General features: G+C 42.4%; 20 protein-coding genes. 15 read left to right on the forward strand and 5 right to left on the reverse strand.

Features of this window, described 5'->3' with window-relative positions; genetic code table 11:
* The first annotated feature begins 16 nt into the window (after positions 1-16).
* Positions 17-1,351 (forward strand): erythromycin esterase family protein, encoded by a 1,335-nt coding sequence (locus MKY35_RS02965; RefSeq protein ID WP_342445541.1) that lies wholly within the window; start codon positions 17-19, stop codon positions 1,349-1,351.
* 864 nt (positions 1,352-2,215) lie between these two features.
* Complete coding sequence (locus MKY35_RS02970) at positions 2,216-2,431, forward strand: hypothetical protein (RefSeq protein WP_342445542.1); 216 nt, start codon at positions 2,216-2,218, stop codon at positions 2,429-2,431.
* 434 nt (positions 2,432-2,865) lie between these two features.
* Here the strand turns inward: MKY35_RS02970 and MKY35_RS02975 are convergent, their stop codons facing one another.
* Positions 2,866-3,438 (reverse strand): DinB family protein, encoded by a 573-nt coding sequence (locus tag MKY35_RS02975; RefSeq protein ID WP_342445543.1) that lies wholly within the window; start codon positions 3,436-3,438, stop codon positions 2,866-2,868.
* Positions 3,439-3,884: 446 nt separating this feature from the next.
* Entirely contained in the window at positions 3,885-4,046 is a 162-nt protein-coding gene (locus MKY35_RS02980; RefSeq protein WP_250273189.1) for a hypothetical protein, read from the reverse strand.
* Between the two features lie 129 nt (positions 4,047-4,175).
* Between MKY35_RS02980 and MKY35_RS02985 the strand changes: the two genes are divergently transcribed.
* From MKY35_RS02985 to MKY35_RS02995, 3 genes are all read left to right on the forward strand, one after another.
* Positions 4,176-5,159, forward strand: a complete 984-nt coding sequence (locus tag MKY35_RS02985) for a LacI family DNA-binding transcriptional regulator (protein ID WP_029515909.1) — start codon at positions 4,176-4,178, stop codon at positions 5,157-5,159.
* Between the two features lie 199 nt (positions 5,160-5,358).
* Positions 5,359-6,594, forward strand: coding sequence for an MFS transporter (locus tag MKY35_RS02990; RefSeq protein ID WP_039270452.1), 1,236 nt, complete (start codon positions 5,359-5,361; stop codon positions 6,592-6,594).
* 11 nt (positions 6,595-6,605) lie between these two features.
* Positions 6,606-8,087, forward strand: a complete 1,482-nt coding sequence (locus MKY35_RS02995; RefSeq protein ID WP_342445544.1) for a sucrose-6-phosphate hydrolase — start codon at positions 6,606-6,608, stop codon at positions 8,085-8,087.
* Positions 8,088-8,454: 367 nt separating this feature from the next.
* Here the strand turns inward: MKY35_RS02995 and MKY35_RS03000 are convergent, their stop codons facing one another.
* Positions 8,455-9,489 carry a LacI family DNA-binding transcriptional regulator gene (locus MKY35_RS03000; protein ID WP_342445545.1) on the reverse strand — a complete coding sequence of 345 codons (1,035 nt, stop codon included), beginning with the start codon at positions 9,487-9,489 and terminating at the stop codon, positions 8,455-8,457.
* A 396-nt stretch (positions 9,490-9,885) separates the two neighbouring features.
* Between MKY35_RS03000 and leuB the strand changes: the two genes are divergently transcribed.
* The 8 genes from leuB (at position 9,886) to MKY35_RS03040 (ending at position 17,761) form a co-directional block, all read left to right on the forward strand.
* Positions 9,886-10,986, forward strand: coding sequence for a 3-isopropylmalate dehydrogenase (gene leuB / locus MKY35_RS03005; RefSeq protein WP_342445546.1), 1,101 nt, complete (start codon positions 9,886-9,888; stop codon positions 10,984-10,986).
* A gap of 1 nt (position 10,987) precedes the next feature.
* A complete protein-coding gene (locus MKY35_RS03010; protein ID WP_342445547.1) occupies positions 10,988-12,130 on the forward strand; it encodes an aconitase family protein in 1,143 nt (380 codons plus the stop codon).
* 10 nt (positions 12,131-12,140) lie between these two features.
* Entirely contained in the window at positions 12,141-12,650 is a 510-nt protein-coding gene (locus MKY35_RS03015; RefSeq protein ID WP_342445548.1) for a 3-isopropylmalate dehydratase, read from the forward strand.
* 7 nt (positions 12,651-12,657) lie between these two features.
* Entirely contained in the window at positions 12,658-13,920 is a 1,263-nt protein-coding gene (locus tag MKY35_RS03020) for an aconitase/3-isopropylmalate dehydratase large subunit family protein (protein WP_342445549.1), read from the forward strand.
* Between the two features lie 23 nt (positions 13,921-13,943).
* Positions 13,944-15,290, forward strand: a complete 1,347-nt coding sequence (locus MKY35_RS03025) for a 2-hydroxycarboxylate transporter family protein (RefSeq protein WP_342445550.1) — start codon at positions 13,944-13,946, stop codon at positions 15,288-15,290.
* A 145-nt stretch (positions 15,291-15,435) separates the two neighbouring features.
* Positions 15,436-16,425, forward strand: a complete 990-nt coding sequence (locus MKY35_RS03030) for a D-isomer specific 2-hydroxyacid dehydrogenase family protein (RefSeq protein WP_342445551.1) — start codon at positions 15,436-15,438, stop codon at positions 16,423-16,425.
* Positions 16,426-16,493: 68 nt separating this feature from the next.
* Positions 16,494-16,928 carry a TraB/GumN family protein gene (locus MKY35_RS03035; RefSeq protein ID WP_342445552.1) on the forward strand — a complete coding sequence of 145 codons (435 nt, stop codon included), beginning with the start codon at positions 16,494-16,496 and terminating at the stop codon, positions 16,926-16,928.
* A gap of 407 nt (positions 16,929-17,335) precedes the next feature.
* The gene (locus MKY35_RS03040) at positions 17,336-17,761 is read left to right on the forward strand and encodes a MarR family transcriptional regulator (protein ID WP_342445553.1); all 426 of its coding nucleotides are present in this window, start codon (positions 17,336-17,338) and stop codon (positions 17,759-17,761) included.
* Between the two features lie 271 nt (positions 17,762-18,032).
* On the opposite strand, the gene MKY35_RS03045 is transcribed toward MKY35_RS03040, so the two are convergent.
* Both MKY35_RS03045 and MKY35_RS03050 read right to left on the reverse strand, forming a co-directional pair.
* Positions 18,033-19,007, reverse strand: coding sequence for a bile acid:sodium symporter family protein (locus MKY35_RS03045; protein ID WP_342445554.1), 975 nt, complete (start codon positions 19,005-19,007; stop codon positions 18,033-18,035).
* 115 nt (positions 19,008-19,122) lie between these two features.
* Positions 19,123-20,004 carry a helix-turn-helix domain-containing protein gene (locus tag MKY35_RS03050; RefSeq protein ID WP_342445555.1) on the reverse strand — a complete coding sequence of 294 codons (882 nt, stop codon included), beginning with the start codon at positions 20,002-20,004 and terminating at the stop codon, positions 19,123-19,125.
* A gap of 136 nt (positions 20,005-20,140) precedes the next feature.
* Here MKY35_RS03050 and MKY35_RS03055 point away from each other — a divergent pair, with 136 nt between their 5' ends.
* Both MKY35_RS03055 and MKY35_RS03060 read left to right on the forward strand, forming a co-directional pair.
* Entirely contained in the window at positions 20,141-23,494 is a 3,354-nt protein-coding gene (locus MKY35_RS03055) for a DUF5107 domain-containing protein (RefSeq protein WP_342445556.1), read from the forward strand.
* A complete protein-coding gene (locus MKY35_RS03060) occupies positions 23,491-24,777 on the forward strand; it encodes a cellulase-like family protein (RefSeq protein WP_342445557.1) in 1,287 nt (428 codons plus the stop codon). Before MKY35_RS03055 ends, MKY35_RS03060 begins: the two co-directional genes overlap by 4 nt.

Below are 24,777 nucleotides of genomic sequence, written 5' to 3' on the forward strand. Positions count from 1 at the left end.
ATTTTAGGAGGGTATTATGAAAAAGAAAATGATTATTGCACTTGGTGTTTTTGCTATAATACTGACTAATTTTGTAGGAAGTACTTATGCAGACTCGAAAACAGGAGTTTCTGTTACAGCTCCCTACAATACAAATCAAATAACGGAATGGTTAGAAATGCATGCAAAGCCTTTAAAAACAACTAATCCAACTGCATCTTTTAATGATTTAAAACCACTTAAGAATATGGTAGGTTCAGCTTCAATTGTAGGTTTAGGTGAAGCTACGCATGGGGCTCATGAAGTTTTTACAATGAAACAACGCATTGTTAATTATTTAGTATCTGAAAAGGGATTCATCAACTTAGTTTTAGAAGAGGGATGGGACAGAGCTCTGGAGCTTGATCGATATGTTCTTACTGGTAAGGGAAACCCAAGCCAACATCTATCACCTGTATTTAACACAAAAGAAATGTTAGATCTACTTAGTTGGATTCGACAATATAATGCTAATCCAGAACATAAATCTAAAGTGCGTATCATTGGGATGGACATTCAATCAGTAAACGAGAATGTTTATAATAATATAATAGAATATATAAAAAGAAACAATTCAGATCTTGTGCCTAGAGTAGAAGAGAAGATAAAAGGTCTCATTCCTGTAACAAAGGATATGACTACTTTTGAGGGCCTTACAAAAGAAGAAAAAGAAAAGTATATTTCAGATGCTAAACAAATCAGTGCTTTATTAGAACAAAATAAAAGTTATCTGAACGGAAAATCCAAAGAGTTCGCATGGATAAAACAAAATGCTCGTATTATTGAACAGTTTACTACAATGTTAGGAGGAACATCCCCTGATAAACCATCGGATTTTTATTTGAAACATGATATTGCAATGTATGAAAATGCGAAGTGGACTGAAGAACATTTAGGGAAAACCATAGTTTGGGGACATAATGGACACGTTTTGAAAACAAATATGATTCCATTTATATACCCTAAAGTAGCTGGGCAGCATTTAGCAGAATATTATGGAAAACGGTATGTATCTATTGGAACATCTGTTTATAAAGGACAATATAATGTCTATAATAATGATGGTGAATTTGGCCCATATGGAATATTAAAATTAGATGATCCAAACAGTTATAATTACATTTTTGGACAGGTCAAAAAAGATCAATTTTTTATTGATTTACGTAAGGCGAACGGAGTGACAAAAACTTGGTTAAACGAACAACATCAAATTTTCGCTGGAATAACTAAAGAAGGCCCTGCTATACCAAAAACTGTTGATATATCATTAGGTAAAACGTTTGATATACTTGTTCAAATTCAAAAAGTGAGTCCATCTCAACTACATCAATAAATTTGTAATAATGTGGCTTAACGAAGTGTTGTATTGATGATAGTGTTTAGTGTCAATAGAGGTGTTTAAAAATGTCAGCTAGGTTATTCCATTAAAAGATCATTAGATGGAATAAATGTTTTCGAATTAGAGACGATGTTGGGTAGAAGCACATTATCATCAAGTTAACAAAATAAATCCGAATTGAAACAGCCTCTATCCTGCAGGTTCAATCTGACTGAGCACAACTTGCACGAGTCTGTTCATTTGTATCGGGTCTGCCCAAGGGCAGACTCTTTTTTGTACAAGAAAAAGTCCATCTTATAATCGTAAGCTTGGTTTTTTTGTGAAAATAAGAGAAACAACTAGCAGCAATACAAAAAGCTCGAACTGTTCAGTTGGCCAAGCGAACATGTAAACGATGTGAAGAAACTGTTCCAAAACAGGAATTATTAAGACAAGGTTTATGCGAATTTTGCCGAGAACAGGTGTATCTTGACCAGTGTAGTGATACGGCCCTCACATTATTCAACAGCTGGATCGAGAGAAAATCGGAATATATCATTTTAGATGTGAAAACCACCGGTTTAGATGGCGACTCTGAGATCGTAGAGATTGGAATTATTGATCTGACGAAAATCCTCTTTTTGAAACGTTAATCAAGCCGGTATCCCTCATTCCAGAAGAAGCGACCGCCATCCACGGAATCACAAACGAAATGGTTAAAAATGCTCCAAGTTGGCCCGAGGCCTGGAACTTGATCCAAGATATCCTTTGTGCCTGCAAGATTGTTCTCATCTATAGCGCCGATTTCTAATCTCGAATGATCTATGGTAACTGTGAGCCCACCATCTGCCTTTCACCCCATTTAAAAGCTTTTGCGTTATGCAGACCTATGCCAAATATGTCCGCAGCTACTCCAGTTATCACCGAGATTTCACTTGGATCAGCCTCAGTGATGCCGTCTACGAGCAGGACACTCCAATGGCGGGTACTGGGAGTCATAGGGCTAAAGCAGATTGTATCGCATGCGCACGGCATATTCATCAGCTCATCGCTAAAAGAAGAGTTGTAAAAGAGGATGCTAAAAATATGGGTTGAAGGAATACCTGAAGAGATTGATCAGTTTTTGGAGCACTTCGAGGACTACTACAGAGTGCTGAAGCGTTCAAAGGCTTATCAGAACAGAAACAGTGAATATGTTCGTGTTTATGTTGATGTAAGCAGTCCAAACGATCAGCCTCTAAAAGCTTAGAGGAAACAAATAGCCACGCCTTAGAGAAAGACCATTATTACTCCACACACTTTGCGGTTTGTATCAATTTCGCTGGTATTACCCCATTTTAACGTACATATTTTTATATATTGATAAAAGAATCAAAATTACAAATATTGGATTTTTGTATACAACTTTATTGTCCGAAGAAAATAAAGTTTTAGACTGATCCGACAAATGCAACAGCGGCAGATAAGGACGCGAAAATAAATTCCTAGACTGGCCGCTGTTGTGGTCAACATTCAACTACCGTGTCCTGTTAGCCTAATAACTCTGCAGTTTGTAAGAAAGCGTCCAGTCGCTCCTTTTGAAGAAGATGATGACGGTAATGCATCTCCACCATCGTGAACCATTCGACCGCGTTTAACGCGCCGAAGGCTACAGCCGGATGAGTCGCCTTTCGCTGCAGCCGCTCTGGGTCTATGTTCTGTAGCGACGCCCCAATCTCATGCATGCGGCGCCTTGCTTCCTCCAGCTTGGCGACAAGCTGCTTCTTGCTTTCTGGCTGTGGGGGCGTATATTGCAAGTCGGCCGGTACCTGAATGCGAACCGGTGGGAAGCTCCCTTGCTCAAACACGGCATGGCCGGCCTCCGTCTTCCCGTCACCCTCCTCGTTGCCGCCACCCAGCGCCATGCACTGCTCCGCAAGACGGAGCTGCAAGTTCATCGTGGAATGGGGCAGATGCAGGTACATTTGCCCAAGCGACCATTCGTTCTCGCTTGGCTTGCGACACAGTTCCGCCAGATTATACTTGTCCAGCTCCCGAACATAATGCTTCGAAATCTCGTCGAACCTTACCAAAGTATCCTTAATCCCTATGTTCTTGTTCATCAAGATCATCTCCTCGAATACTGAATTACTCTCATCATATGAGAGGGTTCAAGAAAAAAGCATATTCGTAGTTTATACCTTTAATACTTTATTTTCCAGTCTAAGACTATATTTTCTAATTACACGGGCGCAGTCGCTAGCGCGCCGATCGCAAAGCTGGACTTCATTCCGGAAGAGATGGGGAGCGCAACTGCAGTCGCGCATGCGGGCCACGCGTCGCCAGTCTATAACTTATCTCAGTCTAGTTCTTTATTGTTTAGTCTAAAACATTATTATTCGCTAACAATTGACAATGAAGAAGTAGTATAACTTCGAGTCAATGAGTTCTCACTAATTATGAAGATGATCGTTGAATTATCATCTGACATGCATCTGAGGAAATGAGACTGCTTAGACTTTAGTTTACCATTATCATTAAAATTGAAATGAATTTACGACAGAGCCTATTAAGCAGTGGCACGATTCGACGAAATGGTTACAGCCGCAGGCAATACGGTGTAAGCTTCTTCAGGAGGATTTTTGCTCATTTCTATGATGTAATAATCAACAAATTCGCTATCATATCCTTGTTTTTTAGCGTCTTCTTTGACCAGTTCTTCTGTCGCCAAGGAGATTCTTAGAGGGAGACAAATCTGAAGAATAATCCATAAGAATGCTCAAGCATGTTTTTTAACATTTAACCATGTTAAAATGAAAAAAATTAGAGATATGGCATGGAGAGAAGGCAGGGAGAATCAATGAAACCAAAACTTAACGATGTTGCACAATTAGCTGGAGTTTCACCGACTACGGTTTCTCGCGTACTTAATAATCGTGGCTATATCAGTCAAGAAACGAAGGATCAAGTTCATAAAGCGATGCAAGAGCTAAATTACTTTCCAAATGATGTGGCTCGGTCATTATTTAGTAAACGAACAAATCTGATTGGATTAATCATTCCAACTACAAGCAACCCATTTTTCGGAGAGCTGACTTTTCATATAGAGAATATTTGTGCGTCATTAGGCTATAAGCTGTTGCTTTGTAACAGTTTGAATCAGCTGGATAAAGAGGAATCATATGTGGATATGCTTATGCGAAATCAAGTTGACGGTATTATCGTTGGTACACACAATCGGGGTATCGTAAATTATGAACAGAAGAACATTGCCGTCATTGCGATCGATCGCTTCCTATCCGATTCAATCCCAGTTGTAGGATCGGATAATTATATGGGTGGAAAACTGGCGTCAGAACTACTTATTGAAAAAGGGTGCAAGCATATCTTACACATAAATGGCCCTGTTGAATTGGAAACACCAGCAAGCTTAAGAAGAAAAGCATATGAAGATGTGATGGAGCAGTATGGTCGAAAGGCAATTACCTATGAAGTACATGATCCCTTCCACCAACAGAATCACGACGAACCGATTAAACGCTTGCTCGATGAACATCCTGAAGTAGATGGATTGTTTGCGAGTAATGACTTGGTGGCTGCGTCTTTTATTGCTAAAGCAAGAAGAAGAGGAAAACGTGTTCCTGAAGATATTCGCGTAATTGGATATGACGGAACAGAAACAACCCGCAATCTTCTTCCTGAATTAACGACAATTCAGCAACCAATACAGGAGATTGCGAGATCTTCCATAGAGTTACTTATTAAAGAAATTGAAGGTGGATTCAGTGATGTCCCGCGAGAAACCTATCTACCAGTGAAACTGATTGAAGCTAGTACGGCTTAATACAATTTCCATAGTTTTCAGCATTGTGATAGAAGGTGGAGCTATCCTTATTAGAGTAATTGAAATCAAAGAGGAAAGCTCTTTTTCTTTCGAAAATATGTCAAGCGGTTGACATATGAAAGCGGTTGACATATAATCGATCTGTAAATACGAAAGTGCTTTCATTTACATTAAATGTTCAACTTGAGGAGCGTTCGATATGAGAAAGTCAAAGAGCATGTACTGGAAACTAAGTGCCTATTTCTTCTTTTTCTTCTTTACTTGGTCAGCAAGTTATTCATTGTTCTCCATCTGGCTAGGGCAAGAAATCAGTCTGAATGGTGCTGAAACAGGTGTTATCTTTACTGTAAACGCTATCTTTGCGCTATGTATGCAACCGCTTTATGGCTATATATCTGATAAAATCGGATTAAAGAAGCATATTTTATTTCTAATCAGTTCTTTGCTCTTATTTGTTGGTCCTTTCTATATCTTTATCTATGGGCCGTTACTTCAATACAATGTATTTCTCGGTGCCATTGCAGGTGGATTATACTTGGGTATTTCTTTTTTGGCAGGGATTGGAGCCATCGAATCTTATGTCGAGAAAGTTAGCCGAAAATATGACTTTGAATACGGAAAATCTCGTATGTGGGGCTCGCTAGGTTGGGCAGCAGCAACGTTTTTCGCTGGTCAGCTCTTTAATATCAACCCTAACATTAACTTCTGGATTGCATCAGTATCTGCTGTCGTTCTGTTTATCATTATGATGACAATTAAAGTTGAAATGACAGATTCCGAGATGGAGCGAGCAGAATCCGTTAACTTTAAGCAAATCGGCCATTTGTTTGCAAATAAGCATTTGTGGTTCTTCATTTTATATGTTCTTGGTGTTACCTGTATTTACAATGTGTATGACCAGCAGTTCCCGAATTACTTTTCATCGACGTTCTCAACGGTTGCATTAGGCAATCAAGTTTACGGTTACTTAAATTCCCTACAAGTGTTCTTGGAAGCAGGCATGATGTTCTTAGCGCCTTTCATTGTCAACAAAATTGGAGCAAAAAAGGGTCTGATATTGGCAGGGTTCTTGATGGCGTTCCGGATCATGGGTTCAGGCTTAGTTATTGGACCTTATGGAATCTCAGCTATGAAATTGATTCACGCATTGGAACTGCCAATCATGCTGATCTCCGTATTTAAGTACTTGGCTGCTAATTTCGATACGCGTCTGTCTTCGATCTTGTATCTGGTGGGATTCCAGTTTATGAGTCAGGTAGGAGCTTCGATCTTCTCGCCAATCGCCGGTATGTCTTATGACATTAGAGGTTTTGCAAATACGTACGTGATTATGGGTGTTTTCGTATTTGCCTTTACAACAATCTCAATCTTTACCTTAAAGAAAGAACCGAAAAAGCTGGATCCCAAGCCTAACAAGCATATTGAAACAGCATAGGAGGAAGAAAGATGAACACATATAATAACAATACGAAGCAAGCTGAGGAAGCATTGAAACAGGCAGAAGCGAAAATGAACAAGCGGTACCGATTAGGTTATCATATTATGGCACCAGCAAACTGGATTAACGACCCAAATGGATTAATTCAATTCAAAGGTGAATATCACGCCTTCTATCAGCATCATCCTTATGATGAGAACTGGGGCCCAATGCATTGGGGCCACGTGAAGAGTAAAGACCTTGTACATTGGGAGCATTGTCCGATTGCATTAGCGCCTGGAGATGCGTGTGACCTTGATGGTTGCTTCTCAGGAAGCGCAGTAGATAATAACGGCGAACTGACATTGATCTATACTGGTCATCACTATATTGATCAACCCAACAATATCTTTTTCCAAAATCAAAATGTGGCAGTAAGCACAGATGGCATTCATTTTACAAAACTAAGGCAGAATCCCGTAATCGCTGAACCTCCGACTGATAGCTCACAGCATTTCCGTGATCCGAAGGTATGGAAGCATGAGGATACATGGTACATGATCCTAGGTAACAGCACGAAAGAAGATCTGCCGCGTGTTATTCTATATACATCTCCTGATCTTAGGACTTGGACCTATCATGGTGTGCTTCTGCAGGGAGATAAGAATATGGGCTTCATGTGGGAGTGCCCTGATTTCTTTGAACTGAACGGTAAGCATATATTTATGTTCTCCCCACAAGGTATTGATGCGCAAGGAGATAAGTACAATAACTTGTTCCAGACGGGATATTATGTTGGCGAATATAATTATGATAGTAATGAATATAAGCATGGAGAGTTCATCGAGTTGGATACTGGTCATGACTTCTATGCAGTTCAAACTTTTCTAGATGATCAAGGTCGCCGCATTGCGATTGGTTGGATGGATATGTGGGAATCGGATATGCCGACGAAAGCAGACGGCTGGTGTGGAGCAATGACGATCCCACGTTTAATTACGTTGGGTGACAATAATAGAGTACTGATGACTCCAGTTGAAGAAATGAAGTTACTTCGCCAAAGTAAACATGTTTTGTATCAATATGGCGCTATTTCTGGAAGTTACTTCAAGGAAGTTGAAGAAGACTTGCTTGAAGTTAAGGTAGTGTTCGACCTCACGAAGTCAAGTGCAGACCTGGTAGGCTTGAAGTTTCGTGGAACAGGTCGAGAAGAAACGGTTATCACATATTCTATTCTGGAGCAGAAACTAATGCTTAATTGTTCTAAATCAGGTAAAAAGACAGATGGAGTACGTCAAACAGCCTTCAATGCTGAGGGACAGCTGACATTGCATGTATATCTGGATCGTTCATCCATTGAAATGTTTGCGAATGAAGGGCAAGCTACGATGACAAGTCGCATCTATCCGAGTGAGAAATTGCTAGGCATAGAAATCATAACAGAGGGTGGAGAGGCGCTAGTAAATGGGCTGACATATTGGAAATTGAAAGATATATGGCAAGCTGAATAACTCAATGAAAAGATTTATACAGTAAAGGATATGGAATCTATATATATCTTGATCGATGCTGCAAAAGGAAAGATCATGGCCTTTTTTAATGCCGTGCCTGGCAAATCCTGAGTGAATTTTAATGATATTGAAAACAACTTTATTCCAGTGATCAACTGCGAATAAGGTTGTTTTTTTGTGATAAACCAGTTTCGTCCGTTGTGACATTTTGTTTGCAACTTGATCAAACTTTAGCGACAGCATAATTCAAGTAGTGAAGAGGTTATTGGTTGGTCAAATAATAATAATAATCTCAAAGTAAAAACACTTCCAAGGTTGTGTCCATATCTTACGACATGCCTTTCATGCCCCCGGAAAGTTAAGGATATCATCCGGTGGTTAAAGGGAATGATGCTCGAATATAAGTTGTCGGAGCTATTTTTTGATGAACAGGCAACAACCGGTCATGTATACTCTTCTGGGATAACGATTTATAAAGTATAGATATAGCTGCGGCGGCTATTTTCTCGGATGGTATATCAATGGCTGTAATGGGCGGTGTAGAATATTGGGTAGCATCCGGTCCAGTCATCCCGATCGATATAATAGCAACTTCCTCAGGAATTCTAATTTTCAGACGGTTAAATTCATGGATCATTCCCATAACGATGGTATCCGATTCACAAAATATAGTTTTAGGTCTATCCGTCATTTGGAGATATCTCCCGGCTGCGGTTACTCCACCGGCAAGCGAATTCGGTGCCGTTATAATGTGTGGATGATCAACTAAAATATGCTGCTTCCCGCACTCTTCAAGAAAAGCGTTTATACGCTGGTTGGAAGCAACATAAGGACTTTCTACTGCTACTACTCCGATTTTTTGTACCGATTGTTTGGTAAGCAAAGAAACCGCCTCTATTGCAACTTCGCCAGAGTCAACATAAACAGTAGAGAATTTTTTAGACTGGCGATTAATCAAAACGATTGGCATGCGGGGCGACAATGACTCCAAATACGCAAGATCCGCCTCGGAAGTAGCACCTATAATAATTCCATTATACATATTATTCATGATCTCTTTAGCATCTTTGGCGATTCGATCATTCGTATAAATACGTATAACAAGCTCAAAATCAAATTGTTTTTTTTCTATTTCGGATTGAATCCCCGCTAACAGTGCCGTCAACATGTTCGTCCGGGCATCTAATGTCCAATATAAGGCAATAATCGGCTTGGCCCGATCTAAATTGCGTAAACGTCTTGCACTGACATTCGGCTGATACCCCAATTCATCTATGGCCTTCATGACTTTATTGTAGGTTTTCGAGGGAATATTTCGTTCCTTAGTTTTACCGTTAATAACAATGGAAACCGTCGAAACAGATACCTCAGCTAATTTAGCAACATCCTTCAGTGTAACCATCTTAAGGTCTCCAGTCTAATAAATAATTGGTCATACTTTCCTTAAATATAATCCTAATCTAATTTTCTGTAAATGTGAACAATTGTGAAAAATAGAACATGTCCTTGATTTGTTCATTTTATTGATATAAAATGAGCTTGTCAATAAGTACAACGTTATACTAAAACGTTGTACTTAAACTTAATTCCAAAATGCGGCCGAAACTTTAAAAAGGAGGATAGTGTATGCCTTGTGTGCATTGGAGAGTTAATGATGTTGATTATTTTTAGTACAACGTTGTACTAAAGCGTAATCGTAATTATTTATATGTTTCGGCAAATCCATGGAATATAACGGTAATCTCCTTGGATGCTTAAAAATATTATTCCGTAATATTAAAAAGAGAAGATGAGGTAGATGGCATACAATATCTCGGTTATTTATGGAGATGGTATCGGTAAAGAAATCGTTGACCAAGCGATCAAAGTGATGAATGAAGTCGGCAACGTATTTCAACATACCTTTCATTTTGAAAGATGTGAAGCCGGAACTGAGGCCGTTCAAAAGTACGGCGAACCCCTTCCTGATAAGAGCCTACAGCAATGTCAAGAAAGCGACGCAATATTATTGGGAAGCCTCTGGCTCGATAAGTATCCGGAATTGCCACAAGAAAAGCGTCCAAGCTATGTTCTTTCTCTACTTAGGAAAAAGCTACAGCTTACGATAAACCTTCGGCCGATCTCCGTATATAAATCATTGGCAGATTTGAGCCCTCTGAAGAACGGTATCATTGGCGAGGGTTTTAATATTCTTTTGCTTCGTGATCTGGCCGGCGGCATGCTCATGTCCAAAAGATACCGGGGAATCGGGGATTATGGCAGAGAAGCACTTGATAAAGAATATTATAATGAAGAAATTATCAAAGCGAATGCATGTGCCGCGTTTGAAATTGCTCGTGGGCGTAGCAGGAAGGTCACAAGTTTGGATAAGGCGGTTATCTTGGAGAGTTCGAAATTGTGGCGTGAGGTTGTCCAAGAGGTTAGTGCAGATTATCGGGATGTAGCTCTGGTGAATCAGTACATTGATGATGCCGCTGCGCAGGTCATTACTAATCCTCATAACTATGACGTCATTCTAACGTCTGGTATGTTCGGAGATATCCTTTCGGATGAAATATCCGCATTGGCAGGAACACCGAATGTACTTCCGTCAGCGGAGCTCAATCGCCAAGGGAAAGGTTTGTTTACACCTAACCAAATACACAATAAGGATTATTCCATTGTAGGTAGAGATATCGCCAATCCCATCGGTTCTATTTTATCTGGTGCGATGATGTTGCGGTTTGCTTTCGGTTTGGAAAAAGAGAGCCAGACCATTGAGGAAGCAGTTAGACAGGTACTAAATGAAAAATACGCGACAATGGACATCTGCTTACCGGAAAGTAAACGGATTGGGACAAGCGAAATGGGGTCTATCATATCCGAAAAGATAAGAGAAATAGGGAAGGAGCTAGTTTGATATGACGATGATCGAATCTATTTTAAACGAAAAGTCTGGAGTAACTACAGTTATTGAACCGAACTACATCGTTTTAAGTGACAGTTTACCATTGGAAATTGTTAATGAATTAGAAAATATAAAGCGGCTTGAAGCGCCTGAGCGGGTGATCGTGATGCTATATTTCGATACTCCTGCTGGGAATTTCATATCGGCTGAAATACAGAAGAAGCTCATTCAGTTTGCTCGCAAGCACGAACTGAAATTTGTCCAATCCCAAGGCATTGGATATCACATTCTGCTGGATCAATATGTAAAACCTGGTGACATCATTGTTTCGCCAGGCAAGCACAACAGCATTTTCGGTGTAGAGCAGGCTCTTGGTTTACATGTGAATCCATCCGAATTGCTTCATGTGTGTGCCAGCGGCAAGATGAATCTAGTGGTTCCGGAAACTGTGCACATTGAACTTAAGGGTCAACTCAAACCAGAAGTGTCCATTAAAGATTTCTTAATCTCTTTTTTAGCATCAGAAGAGCTTAAATACGACGGCAAAGCCATCGAATTTTATGGTAAGGGCTTAAATTCCTTATCCCGGAAAGAAACAACAGATCTATGCCAATTGGCTTCGAGAAGCGGTGCTGTGACAGCTTTTCTTCATATGGATTATCAAGAACCGGGCCAAGAAAGCTATGATCTAGGAGATGTGCAACCAATGGTTGCTCTGCCGGGGTCGATCCATCAATCGCAACCTGCAGTTGAATTGGAAGGCACTCTGCTGTCGGCTTGTTTCATCGGCGGATGCACAGGAGGCAGTATTGAGGATTTAAGAACAGCTGCAGCGATTCTGAAAGAAAAACGGATTCCCATTACTATGCGGTTATCGATTGGACCACAAACTAATGAAGTTTACAAACAGGCTATTTCTGAAGGGCTAATTCAAACCTTTATCGATAGCGGTGCGCAAATCTTGAGCACAGGCTGTGCCAGCTGTGTGACAACTTCAAAAGGTGTTATCGCTGAAGGCGAAACGATGCTATCGGCTAGTTGCTGGAATTATAAGGGATGCAACGGCTCAAAGGACTCGCTGGTTTACCTGGCTTCCGCAGAATCCGTTGCCAACTCCGCGTTGAAGGGCTGTATTACATTAAATTCGAAGGGATGAGAAGATTTTTATGGAAAAGAAATTTAGCGGTAAGATATGGAAACTCCCGGACGATGTTGATACAGATACTATTATTGCAGGCCGACACGGAGTTATTCTCGATAAAAAGGAAATGGGCTCGCACTGTCTTGAAACACTTCGCCCCGAATTTGCATCCCAGGTACAACCGGGAGACATTATTGTAGCTGGTAAAAATTTTGGCTGCGGATCATCTCGGGAAATGGCCGCCGAAGCGATTAATGTACATGGTGTTTATTGCATCATCGCTAAATCTTTTGCCCGCATTTTCTTTAGAAATGCGATCAATAACGGGATGCTGCTGGTTGAAAATGCAGAAATACCTGAGCACTGTGAAGAAGGAGACATCCTGACTGTTGAAGTGAACCAGTCAGTTACAGTCAACGGCAAGAGCTTCAGCATTCCCAAGGTGCCCGATAACATGTTTGAAATTATTCAAGATGGTGGACTAATTCCTAATATCATTAAACGAATGGAAAAAGCTGAGGCAGAAGGGAGATAACAAAACAATGGGATATACACTGGCTGAAAAACTATTAATGAAAAATACGGGCGAACAAAGTCTGGCTCCTGGTGACATTGTAATCGCTCGGCCTGATCGATATATGATCCATGATATTTACACTTCGTTCCTAAAGCGCGCTTTAAAGGATATGCATGTGACCAAAGCGATCTATCCGGATCGCGGAGTAATCATCTTTGACCATCTGATGCCAACCAACCAAGCTGATACTGACCCTGCTCATTTTGTAGATGGACTTGAGTTGGCTGAAAAATTTCAAATTAAAAACGTTCATAAGGGCGAAGGAATTTGCCATTCTCTGATGCATGAACTGAGATACGCAAGACCAGGTGAAATCGTCGTAGCGACAGATAGCCATACAACGACCTATGGCGGGGCGGGCTGTTTCTGTACTGGCATTGGGCATACCGAAATGGCAGCAGTTGTGGCAACGGGCGAGATCTGGCTCAAGGTTCCCTCGGCCATCAAGATTGTGCTTGAAGGCGAATTTCCGAAAGGTGTCGGAGCAAAAGACATTATCTTAAGAATCCTTGGTGACATCAAATCGGACGGCGGTCAGTACAAGTCGATGGAATTCACAGGAACTGCTGTGCGCAGCATGAGTATGCAGTCACGATTCACCATAGCCAACATGGCTTTGGAAGCTGGTGCAAAGGTAGGATTATTCGAAGCAGATGAAAAAACAGCCGAGTATTATGACATGGATTATAATGATATTTCCTGGCTGAAAGTGGACGAAGACGCCGAGTATGAACAAGTTCTTCGTTACGATGTCAGCAAGCTCGAGCCCCAATTGTCATGTCCACAAGGGGTTGATAATGTCCATCCTATATCCGAAATCGAAGGAACAAAACTGAATCAGGTTTATATCGGTTCTTGCACCAACGGTAGTATTGAAGATATGGAGATGGCAGCGACAATTCTTGAAGGTAAAAAAATAGCTCCTTTCCTGAAAATGATCGTGATTCCGGCAACCATCAACGTTTACAAAGAAGCGATGGAACGCGGTTATATTCAAACCTTCATCGATGCTGGTGCCAGTGTCTCGCACCCTTGCTGCGGATTATGCTGCGGCCAACCATATGGTTTAATGAGTGACGACGAGGTGGTACTTGGCACTAACAATCGCAACTTTATCGGTAGAATGGGAACCAAGAAGTCGCTGATTTATTTGTCTTCCCCGGCAGTGGCCGCGGCATCCGCGTTAACGGGGGTCATCACTCATCCAGCTAAACAATTTGCGCTATAACAATAATCAGATGGGAGTTTACTATGGATAAGCAAATTGGGGTTACCGCTATTCCGCCGAAGCCAAATTTCATAACCCAATTAAAAAGAATAAAGATTTCAGGGTTGCCGTTAAAATACTATATTCCTTTCTCTATCATCATTTTGCTTGCGGTCTATACGGGGAATTTGAATAAAGATATTATCGGTTCGATTGCATTTCTCTTGATGGCTGGTGGTTTGTTCTCATATATTGGAGGCATCATCCCCATTTTTGGAAGTTGGATGGGAGGAGCAATCCTCCTGCCATTGTTCGCTGGCTCCGCACTCGTGTATTTTGGCCTGATCCCGGATTACGTGCAGACAAATGTTTCTGGTTTGATTGGATCGGGCTTTGTCAACTTATTTTTGGCGGCAATTATCATCGGTTCGATTCTCAGTATGGATCGGAAGGTGCTCGTCTCCATCACATTACGGCTATTACCGTGTATTATTGGTGCTCTGGTCTTTGTGTTCATCTTCTTATTTCTAGGATCTCTCCTAACAGGTTCGACGCTGCTGGAGGGTCTATTTATGATCGGTTTGCCGAATTATACCGGAGGCTCTTCTGGTGCAATCGCTGTTGTTCCGTCCATTTACAGCTCAATTTTTCACAAGCCGGCAGGAACTTTTTCTGGGCAATTCCTTGTATACATGAACATTTCGAACCTGATTTGCGTCATTTTCGCCGGCTTGCTGCATAAACTTGGAAAGCGTTATCCTTCGCTAACAGGTAATGGCGAATTACTGAAGAATGTGCGTAAAAATGCAGACCAACCCGCTGAAGAAAAAGCTAAAGTCTCGAGTGATTTGAAAAAAGATATTACGAAGTTAGGTACAGGCTTGTTTGTTTCGGTTGTTTTTATAATTGCCGGTAACATTTTGCAGAGTCTCATACCACAGCTTAACTTTATAGCTTGGGCTGTAATTTTGGTCATTATCGTGAAAGCAACTGGATTCTTGGATGATAGCTTGTGCCAATCTAGCGACTACTGGCAAGGGTTTATGGTTCGAAACTTTTTACCGTTCCTAATCACGGGGATTGGGATTGCATCACTTGATTTGAGCCAAGTGTCCTCCTATTTTTCAGTTTCGAATTTTATCATTATCATCTTTGGGGTTATCGGCTCTGTCATAGGTTCGTTAATTGTCGGCAAGCTTATGAAATTTCACCCTATTGATTCGATGATCGCCGTGGGTCTTAATTTAGGAAACCTGGGAGGAACCGGTGCTATCGGGGTATTGTCAACTTCGGAGCGGATGGGGATGATGCCATTTGCAACTATCGCCAACCGGATCGGCGGAGCCATAATGGTTGTTGTTATCAGCTTGCTGTTGCCATACTTCTTATAATACGACGATTTAAAATGTTTACACTATTCGGCCGACGATGGACGATATACGGGCAGCAAGATGTGAATATTTTCACATCTTGCTGCCCGGTAGCGTTTTTCCATTTTCCATGATGAAGCCATATCACCGAAAGGAGTTTTTTACCTTGAATAAAATCGTAGTTTATCAAGCACGTCCTGATGAAGCGGTATACTTTGAAAAATTTAGGAATGAGTTTGATTTGGATATCAAATACGTGGCTCACGAGTTAAATGCGGAGACTGCAAGCCAAGCGCAAGGCGCTGAGGCTGTAACGATACAAGGGAGCAATAAGGCGGACCGAGCAACTTTGCAAGCCTTAAGCAAGGTTGGGGTCAAGTATCTCGCACTAAGAAGCGCCGGATACAATTATGTAGATAGAGCTGCAGCTGAAGAGTATGGCATTCGCTTTTCCAATGTTACCTACTCGCCCAATAGTGTCGCGGATTTTACCACGATGTTAATTCTAATGTGTGAACGTAAAGCACAACAGATTTTAGCGCGAGGCACCGTACAGGATTACACTTTGGCAGGTATTCAAGGTAGAGAAATCAGAAACTTAACTGTGGGGATCATAGGTACCGGCCAGATCGGAGCTACTGTTGCCAAAAATCTTTCCGGATTCGGATGTAACCTTATAGGCTATGATATTTACGAAAATGATAATCTAAGGGATTTGCTAGAGTATGTTTCGCTGGAAAAGCTAATCTCTACCAGTGATGTGATCACCCTGCATGCACCCTTATTCGATAGCAACTACCATATGATTAATCGGGATAGCATCGCTAAAATGAAGGATGGCGTCTGCATCGTGAATTGTGGACGGGGAGCACTGATCGATACCGAAGCTCTGATTTATGGCATCGAGACGGGCAAGGTAGGGGCTGCAGGATTGGATGTACTTGAAGATGAACTGGGCATCTTTCATGAGGATCACCGTTTGAATGTTCTGAACAATCACCAACTGGCCATCTTAAAGGCATTTCCCAATGTCATTGTAACGCCACATACAGCATTTTATACTGATCAAGCGGTGAGTGATATGGTAGAAATTGCGCTAAAATCGCTCAAATCTTTTATGAATAATGGCACTAGTCAGTGGGAAATACAATCTTAGATAAACGTCGTATTTCCATTCCAACCGTAGTTATCAGACAAAATACTGGCGATGTGTAGCCGATTCGGGTGATCGGTGACGCCACTGGCTACTATGTTCAATGGGATCAGAAATCCCGCACTGTGCTTCTGTTCTCCCAAACAACCAACGAAAATGCTCGTGGTTTCATGTGGGGAGTGGGGGATAGTGGGAATACGGTTTATCTCGTAGGATTGATCCACCTTGCGGATGACAGTTTCTATCCACTGCGTTCAGAGTTTGAGGAGGTTTTTGCTGAAGCCGATTATCTGGGTGTAGAGATCGAAATCAGCAAAGCATCAGATGAAGAACAGCAGCAATTGATTATGAAAATGGGCATGTTCAATAACTTCTCCCCAGGAACTACAGGAGAAGAAGCTGAATGCTGCAATATCGGTATGGCCAATAAAATCGAGAGCTATCTTAACAGTGATGAGAAAGCAGAGTATTTCATCGTTGTTGGTGCAGGACACTATCTGGATTAGCATGGAGTCATCCAACTGCTGAAGGATAAGGCTACGACGTCGTACGTAAATAAGCAGTCGCAAAAAAGATGGGCCGATAGGCCCGTCTTTTTTTTGCTTAGAAGACGATCAATCAGTAGCTAGAATCCCTAAAAAAGAATTCAGAGATTGCTGAACTTTTCTTGTAACTCCCGTTCTGATTGGTTCCATTATCATCGTGGAAGATCAATTTTGAAGCACAAGATTGTAACGCCTTTACATTTAGGACTGGGACTTTGTTCAAGTTAATGCATTGTTATGGTTCTTTCCGTAAACAGAATCACTTTCATATTGTTATTATTGTATGGGTTTTGACCATTCCATTTAAGCTTGTTACAATAGGATAAACTTAGTGGAAATACTTCAATATAGAATGGTGTGGTCTAAACTTGCAACATGAAAATGAACTTTTGGATGTATGGTTGTCTTTGTCTCACATCCATTCCACTTTAAATGAAAAGTTAGAACAAGCTCTGCTACAAAATTATGATTTATCCTTGAAGGAGTTTTATGTTTTGGGTTTTATATCCAATTCTGAGGAAAAAAAATTACGACTGCAGCAACTTCAAGAATTGGTGGGATTAAGTCAAAGTGCGACATCGAGACTCGTAGTGAGAATGGAAGCCAAAAACTGCGGGGCTTTACAAAGACATACATGCGAGGATGATCGACGAGGTGTGTATACTCGGATTACGGAATTTGGTGAAAATAAATTCCAGCATGCACTTCAAACCTTTAATCAGGTGTTACAATCAGAACTTCAGAAAGATGGAGTGAAGTCACAATTTCAAAATCTTACGCAAAAGCTGTTTTAGACTTTGCGACCTGTGTATATCGTTCTTAGTTTCCTTAGGGTAATATATGGCTTGAACGTTGTGCCGCGAAAGGCTCTTTACGGAAGCTAAGTTTATTACCCTACACGATTCAATAGTAATGCTATGAAGTGGAAAATGACCATTTACATGATTGTGCATGCATATTTAAATTAGACTTTCAACCATGTACGTATAGAAACGCCCTTCCGAAACTCCTCCTCATAAGGAGGAGTTTTATCATCTGAAATCACCGACCGCTAGCTCCCTTTGCTTAGGAAACAGAGGCCGTATTGCGCTTTTCCTTGGCGTTGCCACGGTCGCGACGACTCAGCAGAAACCCGACCAGAGATGCTGTGGATTGTTGGAAAATCATCCCCAGTACAACGGGCAATGCTACCGGGGCCGGGAAATAGGTGATGGCAAGCACGGCTCCCGCGCTAATATTGCGCATGCCGCCGTTAAAGACAAGCGCCGTACGGTCTGCATTATTCCACCGCATCAGTCCTGATATCAGATAACCGATCGCATATCCAGTGGAAGCAAGGACGATTATGGATAGGCATACTCCGACAAGCTTAAGATTAAAATCGACCAGATAAGGCGCAATGACAGATCCGTTAATCATGACGACAAGAGCCATAGCCAGCTTGGAGAACGGTCCTAGCTGTGGTCCCCATACCTGCTTGATCTTCCCTTTGGTCCATTCGTTCAACACCATGCCGATTAGCGAAGGAACGACAATCATCCAGAATAGGCTCTGCATCATCGCCCAGGTATCGAGCTGCACATCCGCTCCGATCAGTAGGGACATGATGCCCGGCACGGCAAATGGGGCCAAAATCGTATCAATTAAAATGATCGCCAATGTCAGCGCTGTATTGCCTTTATAGATGTTGACCCACACGAAGCTGGAAATGCCCGTAGGGATAGCTGCACCAAGAATAAGTCCAGTAATCGTGTAAGGATCATCACTGAAGGCCAGATGTCCCAGCATCATGGCGAGAAGCGGCATGGCCAGGTGAAGAATAAACAGACAGGCGATCAGCGGACCAGGATGCTTGATCACATGGACAAAATCCTTAAACCCCATACTGATGCTGCCCGCGAAGGTCATGAATGCAAACAGCCAGGGAGAGAGTTCGGTATATTCTGACAACGGCGTACCGATTAGGACGCCAATTAGAATGCTGATTGGTGTAATTAGCGGCATAGCTGCATTTAGTCTACGATTCAACGTGAGGAGCATACAAAACTTCCTTTTTTAACCTTAAGTATAGACCTTGCACCCGTGATTCGTAAATGATCTGTGACCTTGCGGTAGCCCGATAGAAGCAAATTTGAACGCTCCTGATGAACATAGATTAACCCTTCAAATTATTTCGATATTCCAAAGGAGAGCAGCCCATTATTTTTTTGAATAGTCTGGAGAAGTAGTAAGGGTCCCTAAAACCGAGTTGTATGCTAACTTCTTTAATAGAGGCATTCGTCAAATCCAAAAGCTGACTGGCCCTCTGTATCTTCATTCTTAAATAGTAATCGACAGGAGAGTAGCCGGTGGATTGCTTGAATATCAGGTTCAGATGCTGCTTGGATACCTGAACATGCCGACTAAGCTGCTCAAGCGAAACGGTGGATTCCAATTGTTCACTCATATAGCGTGTTGCCTTATCCACATGACTCTGGTACGTACTGTCTTCCTTGCGAAATGCAACCGATACAACAAAACTCAGCAGATAACGGACAGTTTGCGATACTTGAACTAAATGTATAATGGAGTATGATTTATTCAATAAAAGGTCGTAACACTGATGAAATAGCTCCAGTAGTTTGACTCCATCACTGGCAGATATCGAAATATACGTTTTAAAAGGCTCAAACAATGCTATAAAATCATCCATTTGGTCCCCTTTAAGATGAAACCAGTAAATTGTCCAAGGATCTCTATCGTCAGCCCCATAAGCATGCGGCATGTTTCTGGGAATGTACGCAAAGCCTCGCTCTGTCATGTCAATCGTTAGGCCATCCTTTGTTCGTATCCAACCTTTTCCGCTGGTACAGTAGATGAATATATGAGAGTCACATCCGTGCATTCTTTCACGAAAATGATGGCGGGCATGGCTGAAGCAGCCTATATCCGTAATATATAGATTTTTTGTAAGCGGATTCATATTTAATTTATCCAGTATATAGGGTGGAACGATATATAACTTTTCACCCTCAAATCCATCAGCTTTCTTATTCATAATCTATCCATCTCCTAGCCTTAGGCGGCTCTAATGATGAAATACGTATATAGTCCATCATAAACAGTGGATTGTCAATTGTCTGTAATGTCGCTTACTTGTAAGCTCTGAATATAAGAGCGACTATGAGGGAGTGATGGAATTGAGCATTTTCGACGCTAGGGCACGCGTGTGGGAGCAAACCGTGCAGATCCCCACCTATGGAATTGGCAAACCCGACAAAAATCCAATGTTTCTGGAGAAACGTGTCTATCAGGGAAGTTCCGGTCGAGTGTATCCGCATCCGGTCATTGATAAAATTGAGGATGAGAAGAAACTTGAAAATTACCAAATGGTTTTTCTGGAAAATAAATATTTGCGCATTGAGATCATGCCAGAGCTGGGAGGCCGCATTTATCGTGCGGTCGACAAGACCAACGGTTATGATTTTGTTTATTATAACAGGGTCATCAAACCAGCGCTTGTGGGCTTATTGGGGCCGTGGATATCTGGAGGGATTGAGTTCAACTGGCCGCAGCATCACCGTCCCAACACTTACGGACCCGTTGAATACAAGTTGGAAGAACATGACGACGGAAGCGCAACGGTATGGGTGAGCGAAATTGATCGTATGTTCGGCACGAAAGTAACAGCTGGTTTTACACTTCAACCGGATAAAGCATACCTTAAAGTTGGGGCCCAGCTTTACAACCGAACTGCCGAGCCTCAAACATTTCTATGGTGGGCCAATCCAGCCATAGCGGTACATGATCACACGCAATCTGTTTTTCCTCCAGACGTATCAGCCGTGTTCGACCATGGAAAGCGAGATGTATCCCGTTTCCCGATTGCTACAGGCACTTATTATAAAATGGATTATTCTGAAGGCGTAGATATCTCCCGATACAAAAATATTCCTGTCCCCACTTCATATATGGCCTATAAATCGGATTACAATTTCATAGGTGGTTACGACCATATGAAACAAGCCGGGCTTTTGCATGTGGCCAACCATCACATCTCTCCCGGAAAAAAGCAATGGACATGGGGAAATGGCGAATTCGGCCAAGCATGGGACCGGAATCTAACAGACGAAGACGGCCCCTACATCGAGCTGATGACGGGGGTCTATAGCGATAACCAACCAGATTTCACTTGGCTTCAGCCGTATGAAGAAAAATCGTTTTCGCAGTATTTTATGCCTTACAAACATATTGGTATGGTCAAAAACGCTTCAATTGACGCAGCCGTTAATTTGGAATTAAATCGCAGCGAAGGGACAGCACAGATTGGAGTCTATGTGACTTCGTCATTTCGTGAGGCTGTTGTGGAATTAAGCAGCCAGCGGGAAGTTTATATTCAAGAAACCTTGGATCTGACACCTAATAAGGCCTTGATACAGAAGACAGTTATTTTGGCTGAGGATGAGGATTATGATCTATGCTTAAGCGTCAAAGACGCGACCGGAAGGGAGCTGATTAGCTACCAGCCTAAGCAAAAGGAAGTTGAGCAGATGCCGGCTGCTGCTGCCCCCTTGCCGGAACCGGAGGAATTAAGAACGAACGAAGAATTGTATTTAGCAGGACAACACTTGGAGCAATACCGTCATGCTACCTTTGAACCTGAGGCGTATTACCTTGAGGGCCTGAAAAGAGATAAAAATGACAGCCGCATAAATGTGGCATATGGTACGTTGCTTCTTCGTAGAGGATTGTATTCAGAAAGTGAAGAGTGCTTTCGTAAAGCCATCTCGCGGGTAACTTGGCGTAACTCTAATCCCTATGATGGTGAGGCCTACTACCAGCTTGGTTTGTCGCTAAAGCACCAAGAGCGGATGGATGAGGCGTTCGCTGCATTTTATAAATCAGTATGGAGTGCGGCATGGCAAGACAGCGGGTATTTCTCACTGGCACAGATTGCAACAGAACAAGGGAACTATGAAGAAGCCCTGGAACTCGTGGAGCGCTCAATAATCCGAAATGCTCGCAATTACAAGGCACGCAACCTGAAGTCGGCTATTCTTCGTAAGCTTGGCAGCTACGAAGCGGCAATAGCCTTTTCCAAGGAAACGATGAAGCTCGATATCGCCGATTTTGGAGCTTACCGTGAGCAAGCATTATCTTTAGAGGCTCTCGGGTTACGAGATGATGCTAAAACGGTCTTTGAAGAGCTGGAAAAATGGATGCGTGGAGATGTGCACAACTATATAGCGGTAGCATCGGACTATGCGGCGGCAGGACTCTATGAGGATGCAGCATGTGTGCTGGAAGAAGCTCCAGAGCAGGCAAAAACATACCCTATGCTGTATTACGTTCAGGCCTTCTGCTATGCTAAAATCGGCAAGCCTGAGCAGGTGAACAATGCTCTCGCTCAGGCCGCAGATGCAGTACCCGATTACTGCTTTCCTAACCGTCTGTTTGAGTTGGATGTGTTACAATTTGCAATTCGAACGAAACCGGGGGACGGAAAGGCGCATTATTACTTAGGTAATTTACTCTATGATAAGAAACGGCATCTGGATGCCATTTCCAGCTGGGAAATGTCTCGTTCCATTGACGATACTTACCCCGTTGTTCACCGTAATCTTGCTCTTGGATATTTTAACAAACAAGGCCAAGTAGAGAAGGCCCGCCAGTCGTTAGAGCAGGCCTTTGCGTGCAATACTTCAGACGCACGTATTCTTTGTGAGCTTGACCAGCTGTATAGGAAGCTGAACATCAAGCCCAACGACAGATTGAATCTAATGGAGAGTTATCCGGGAATCATAGAGCTTCGCGATGATCTGTTTTTGGAATATGTAACCGTTCACAATACGATGAAGCAGCATAAGATAGCGTTGTCCTTGCTGACAGGGAGAATATTTCATCCATGGGAAGGAGGAGAGGGGAAGGTGACTGGACAGTATAGGCTGGCCAAGGTAGAGCTTGCCAAGTCCGACCTGAGGTCTGGGCGGATTGAACAGGCTGTAAAAGAGCTACGGGAGGCTTTAGTTTATCCAGAGAATCTTGGCGAAGGTAAGCTAGAGGGTTCCCAAGATAACGATATCTACTATTATTTGGGTTGCGCTTATGAGCTATTGAAATTAACAGATGAGGCAAGACAGGCCTTTTCCACGGCCTCTCAAGGACTGGGGGAACCCATTAACGCCATGTATTATAACGATCAACAGCCGGATATGGTATTTTACCAAGGATTGGCCTGGCAGAAACTTGGTAATGTGAAGGAAGGCATGCGTCGATTCAACAAGCTTATTGATTACGCCGAAAGATACTTATTCGAACCCGTGAAAATGGATTATTTCGCGGTCTCGTTACCCGACTTTCTCATCTTTGAAGATGACCTGAATATTCGTAATCAGGTTCATTGTACTTATATGAAAGCACTTGGTTTGCTTGGATTAGGACGACAGGACGAAGCCATCTTGCATTTTGAATCGGTGCTTAAGCTGGAAGCTAACCATCAAGGAGCGTTGAACCATATGGACTGGAGCTGGGAGGGGGAAATCAATTGAGTAATCTCATGAGAAATGTACCGCGCAAATTGACGATCACCATGTGGGACTTTTCTTGGTATACCATGACACAGGAAGGTGAGCCCTACAGCGATCTGGAAGCCCGTTTTAAAGAAGCGGTCGAAAGAGGCTACAATACGATCCGAATATGTGCTATGCCATTCATGTTGTTTACAGCGGATGGCAAACGCCCCGGACCCTTGGAGTTTGCTAACCTTGGGGAAGTAGGCCAGCGTACGCGTTGGTATAACTGTCGTGGAGGCGCAGTACTGGACGGGCATGCTCATTTGCTCGAACTGTTCAAACAAGCAAAGGCTCATAACTGTTACATTATGTTATCCTCTTGGGAATATCAGCAGAGTCCCAGCTTTCTGGCTCATGCTGAGCTTAGAGATAAATTAGCTGCAATTCCTCCTAAGGAGAGATTCATGGCCATTGCAAAATCAATGGATCAGTTGATCCGTTTCGTCACAGCAGAAGGCTACAGGAGTCAGATCATCTATACAGAGCTGCATAATGAATTGGAATTTGGGCAGTTAAACGCCGTCGGAACGTCTGAAGGCATAGCCGAAACGAATGTGCCGGCGCTTATTGAAGCCATGCAGCCCTACGTAGAAGAAGCGATAGAATATCTTCGCCAATGTCATCCCGATATCATGATGACGGCCAGTTATACGTTAAATGAAGCCTACCCTAAAGCTTACGTCGCGCGCAATATGCAGGTGGCCCATTTTCACCTCTATATTAAAGGGGTGCTCAATGAGCTTATGGAAGCGGCAGCGCTTGATGATGAGTTGGCGCCGTTCCCCAATCCATTCGTACAATCCCTATTAAGAGAAGACGCTCCTCCATTTACAAAATGGACCCTGCCTCCGGGGCAGAATTGGCGGATGGAAGGCAATCCAGTCGGCATGAGACTTATTTATTTGCACGACTGGGTAGATCCCGATCAATGGGATTTATTTTTGTACGATCGGTATGGAGACCATAAAATGGCCATGTTGCAGAAGGCCGACACCCGATTAGAAGAGATTCATGAATGGACTCGTCATTCCGGCATTCCAATTGTCATAGGAGAAGGTTATGTAGGCTACACGCCGCTGCATGCCCAATTTGAAGAAGGTCCAGTCGGCAAATTTATCGCTGAATATGTGTTGCGAAAAGGAATGGCACTTGGGTTCTGGGGAATGACCCTCTGTTCTAACTGCGCTCCCCATCATCCATTCTGGAATGATATCGCTTGGCAGCGCAAGTGGAACCAATTTATCCTGAATTCAGATTAA

The organism is Paenibacillus sp. FSL L8-0638 (assembly GCF_038593075.1).
Classification (GTDB): domain Bacteria; phylum Bacillota; class Bacilli; order Paenibacillales; family Paenibacillaceae; genus Paenibacillus; species Paenibacillus polymyxa_D.

Excerpts from the sequence above, each read along its gene's own strand:
- MKY35_RS03025 (WP_342445550.1), top strand. The coding sequence starts at position 13,944 with ATGGATAAGCAAATTGGGGTTACCGCTATTCCGCCGAAGCCAAATTTC.
- MKY35_RS03055 (WP_342445556.1), top strand. The coding sequence starts at position 20,141 with ATGGAATTGAGCATTTTCGACGCTAGGGCACGCGTGTGGGAGCAAACC.
- MKY35_RS02975 (WP_342445543.1), bottom strand. The coding sequence starts at position 3,438 with ATGAACAAGAACATAGGGATTAAGGATACTTTGGTAAGGTTCGACGAG.
- MKY35_RS02990 (WP_039270452.1), top strand. The coding sequence starts at position 5,359 with ATGAGAAAGTCAAAGAGCATGTACTGGAAACTAAGTGCCTATTTCTTC.
- MKY35_RS03000 (WP_342445545.1), bottom strand. The coding sequence starts at position 9,489 with ATGGTTACACTGAAGGATGTTGCTAAATTAGCTGAGGTATCTGTTTCG.
- MKY35_RS02985 (WP_029515909.1), top strand. The coding sequence starts at position 4,176 with ATGAAACCAAAACTTAACGATGTTGCACAATTAGCTGGAGTTTCACCG.
- MKY35_RS03020 (WP_342445549.1), top strand. The coding sequence starts at position 12,658 with ATGGGATATACACTGGCTGAAAAACTATTAATGAAAAATACGGGCGAA.
- MKY35_RS02965 (WP_342445541.1), top strand. The coding sequence starts at position 17 with ATGAAAAAGAAAATGATTATTGCACTTGGTGTTTTTGCTATAATACTG.
- MKY35_RS03015 (WP_342445548.1), top strand. The coding sequence starts at position 12,141 with ATGGAAAAGAAATTTAGCGGTAAGATATGGAAACTCCCGGACGATGTT.
- MKY35_RS02970 (WP_342445542.1), top strand. The coding sequence starts at position 2,216 with ATGCAGACCTATGCCAAATATGTCCGCAGCTACTCCAGTTATCACCGA.
- MKY35_RS03045 (WP_342445554.1), bottom strand. The coding sequence starts at position 19,007 with ATGCTCCTCACGTTGAATCGTAGACTAAATGCAGCTATGCCGCTAATT.
- MKY35_RS03050 (WP_342445555.1), bottom strand. The coding sequence starts at position 20,004 with ATGAATAAGAAAGCTGATGGATTTGAGGGTGAAAAGTTATATATCGTT.
- MKY35_RS03010 (WP_342445547.1), top strand. The coding sequence starts at position 10,988 with ATGACGATGATCGAATCTATTTTAAACGAAAAGTCTGGAGTAACTACA.
- MKY35_RS02995 (WP_342445544.1), top strand. The coding sequence starts at position 6,606 with ATGAACACATATAATAACAATACGAAGCAAGCTGAGGAAGCATTGAAA.
- leuB (WP_342445546.1), top strand. The coding sequence starts at position 9,886 with ATGGCATACAATATCTCGGTTATTTATGGAGATGGTATCGGTAAAGAA.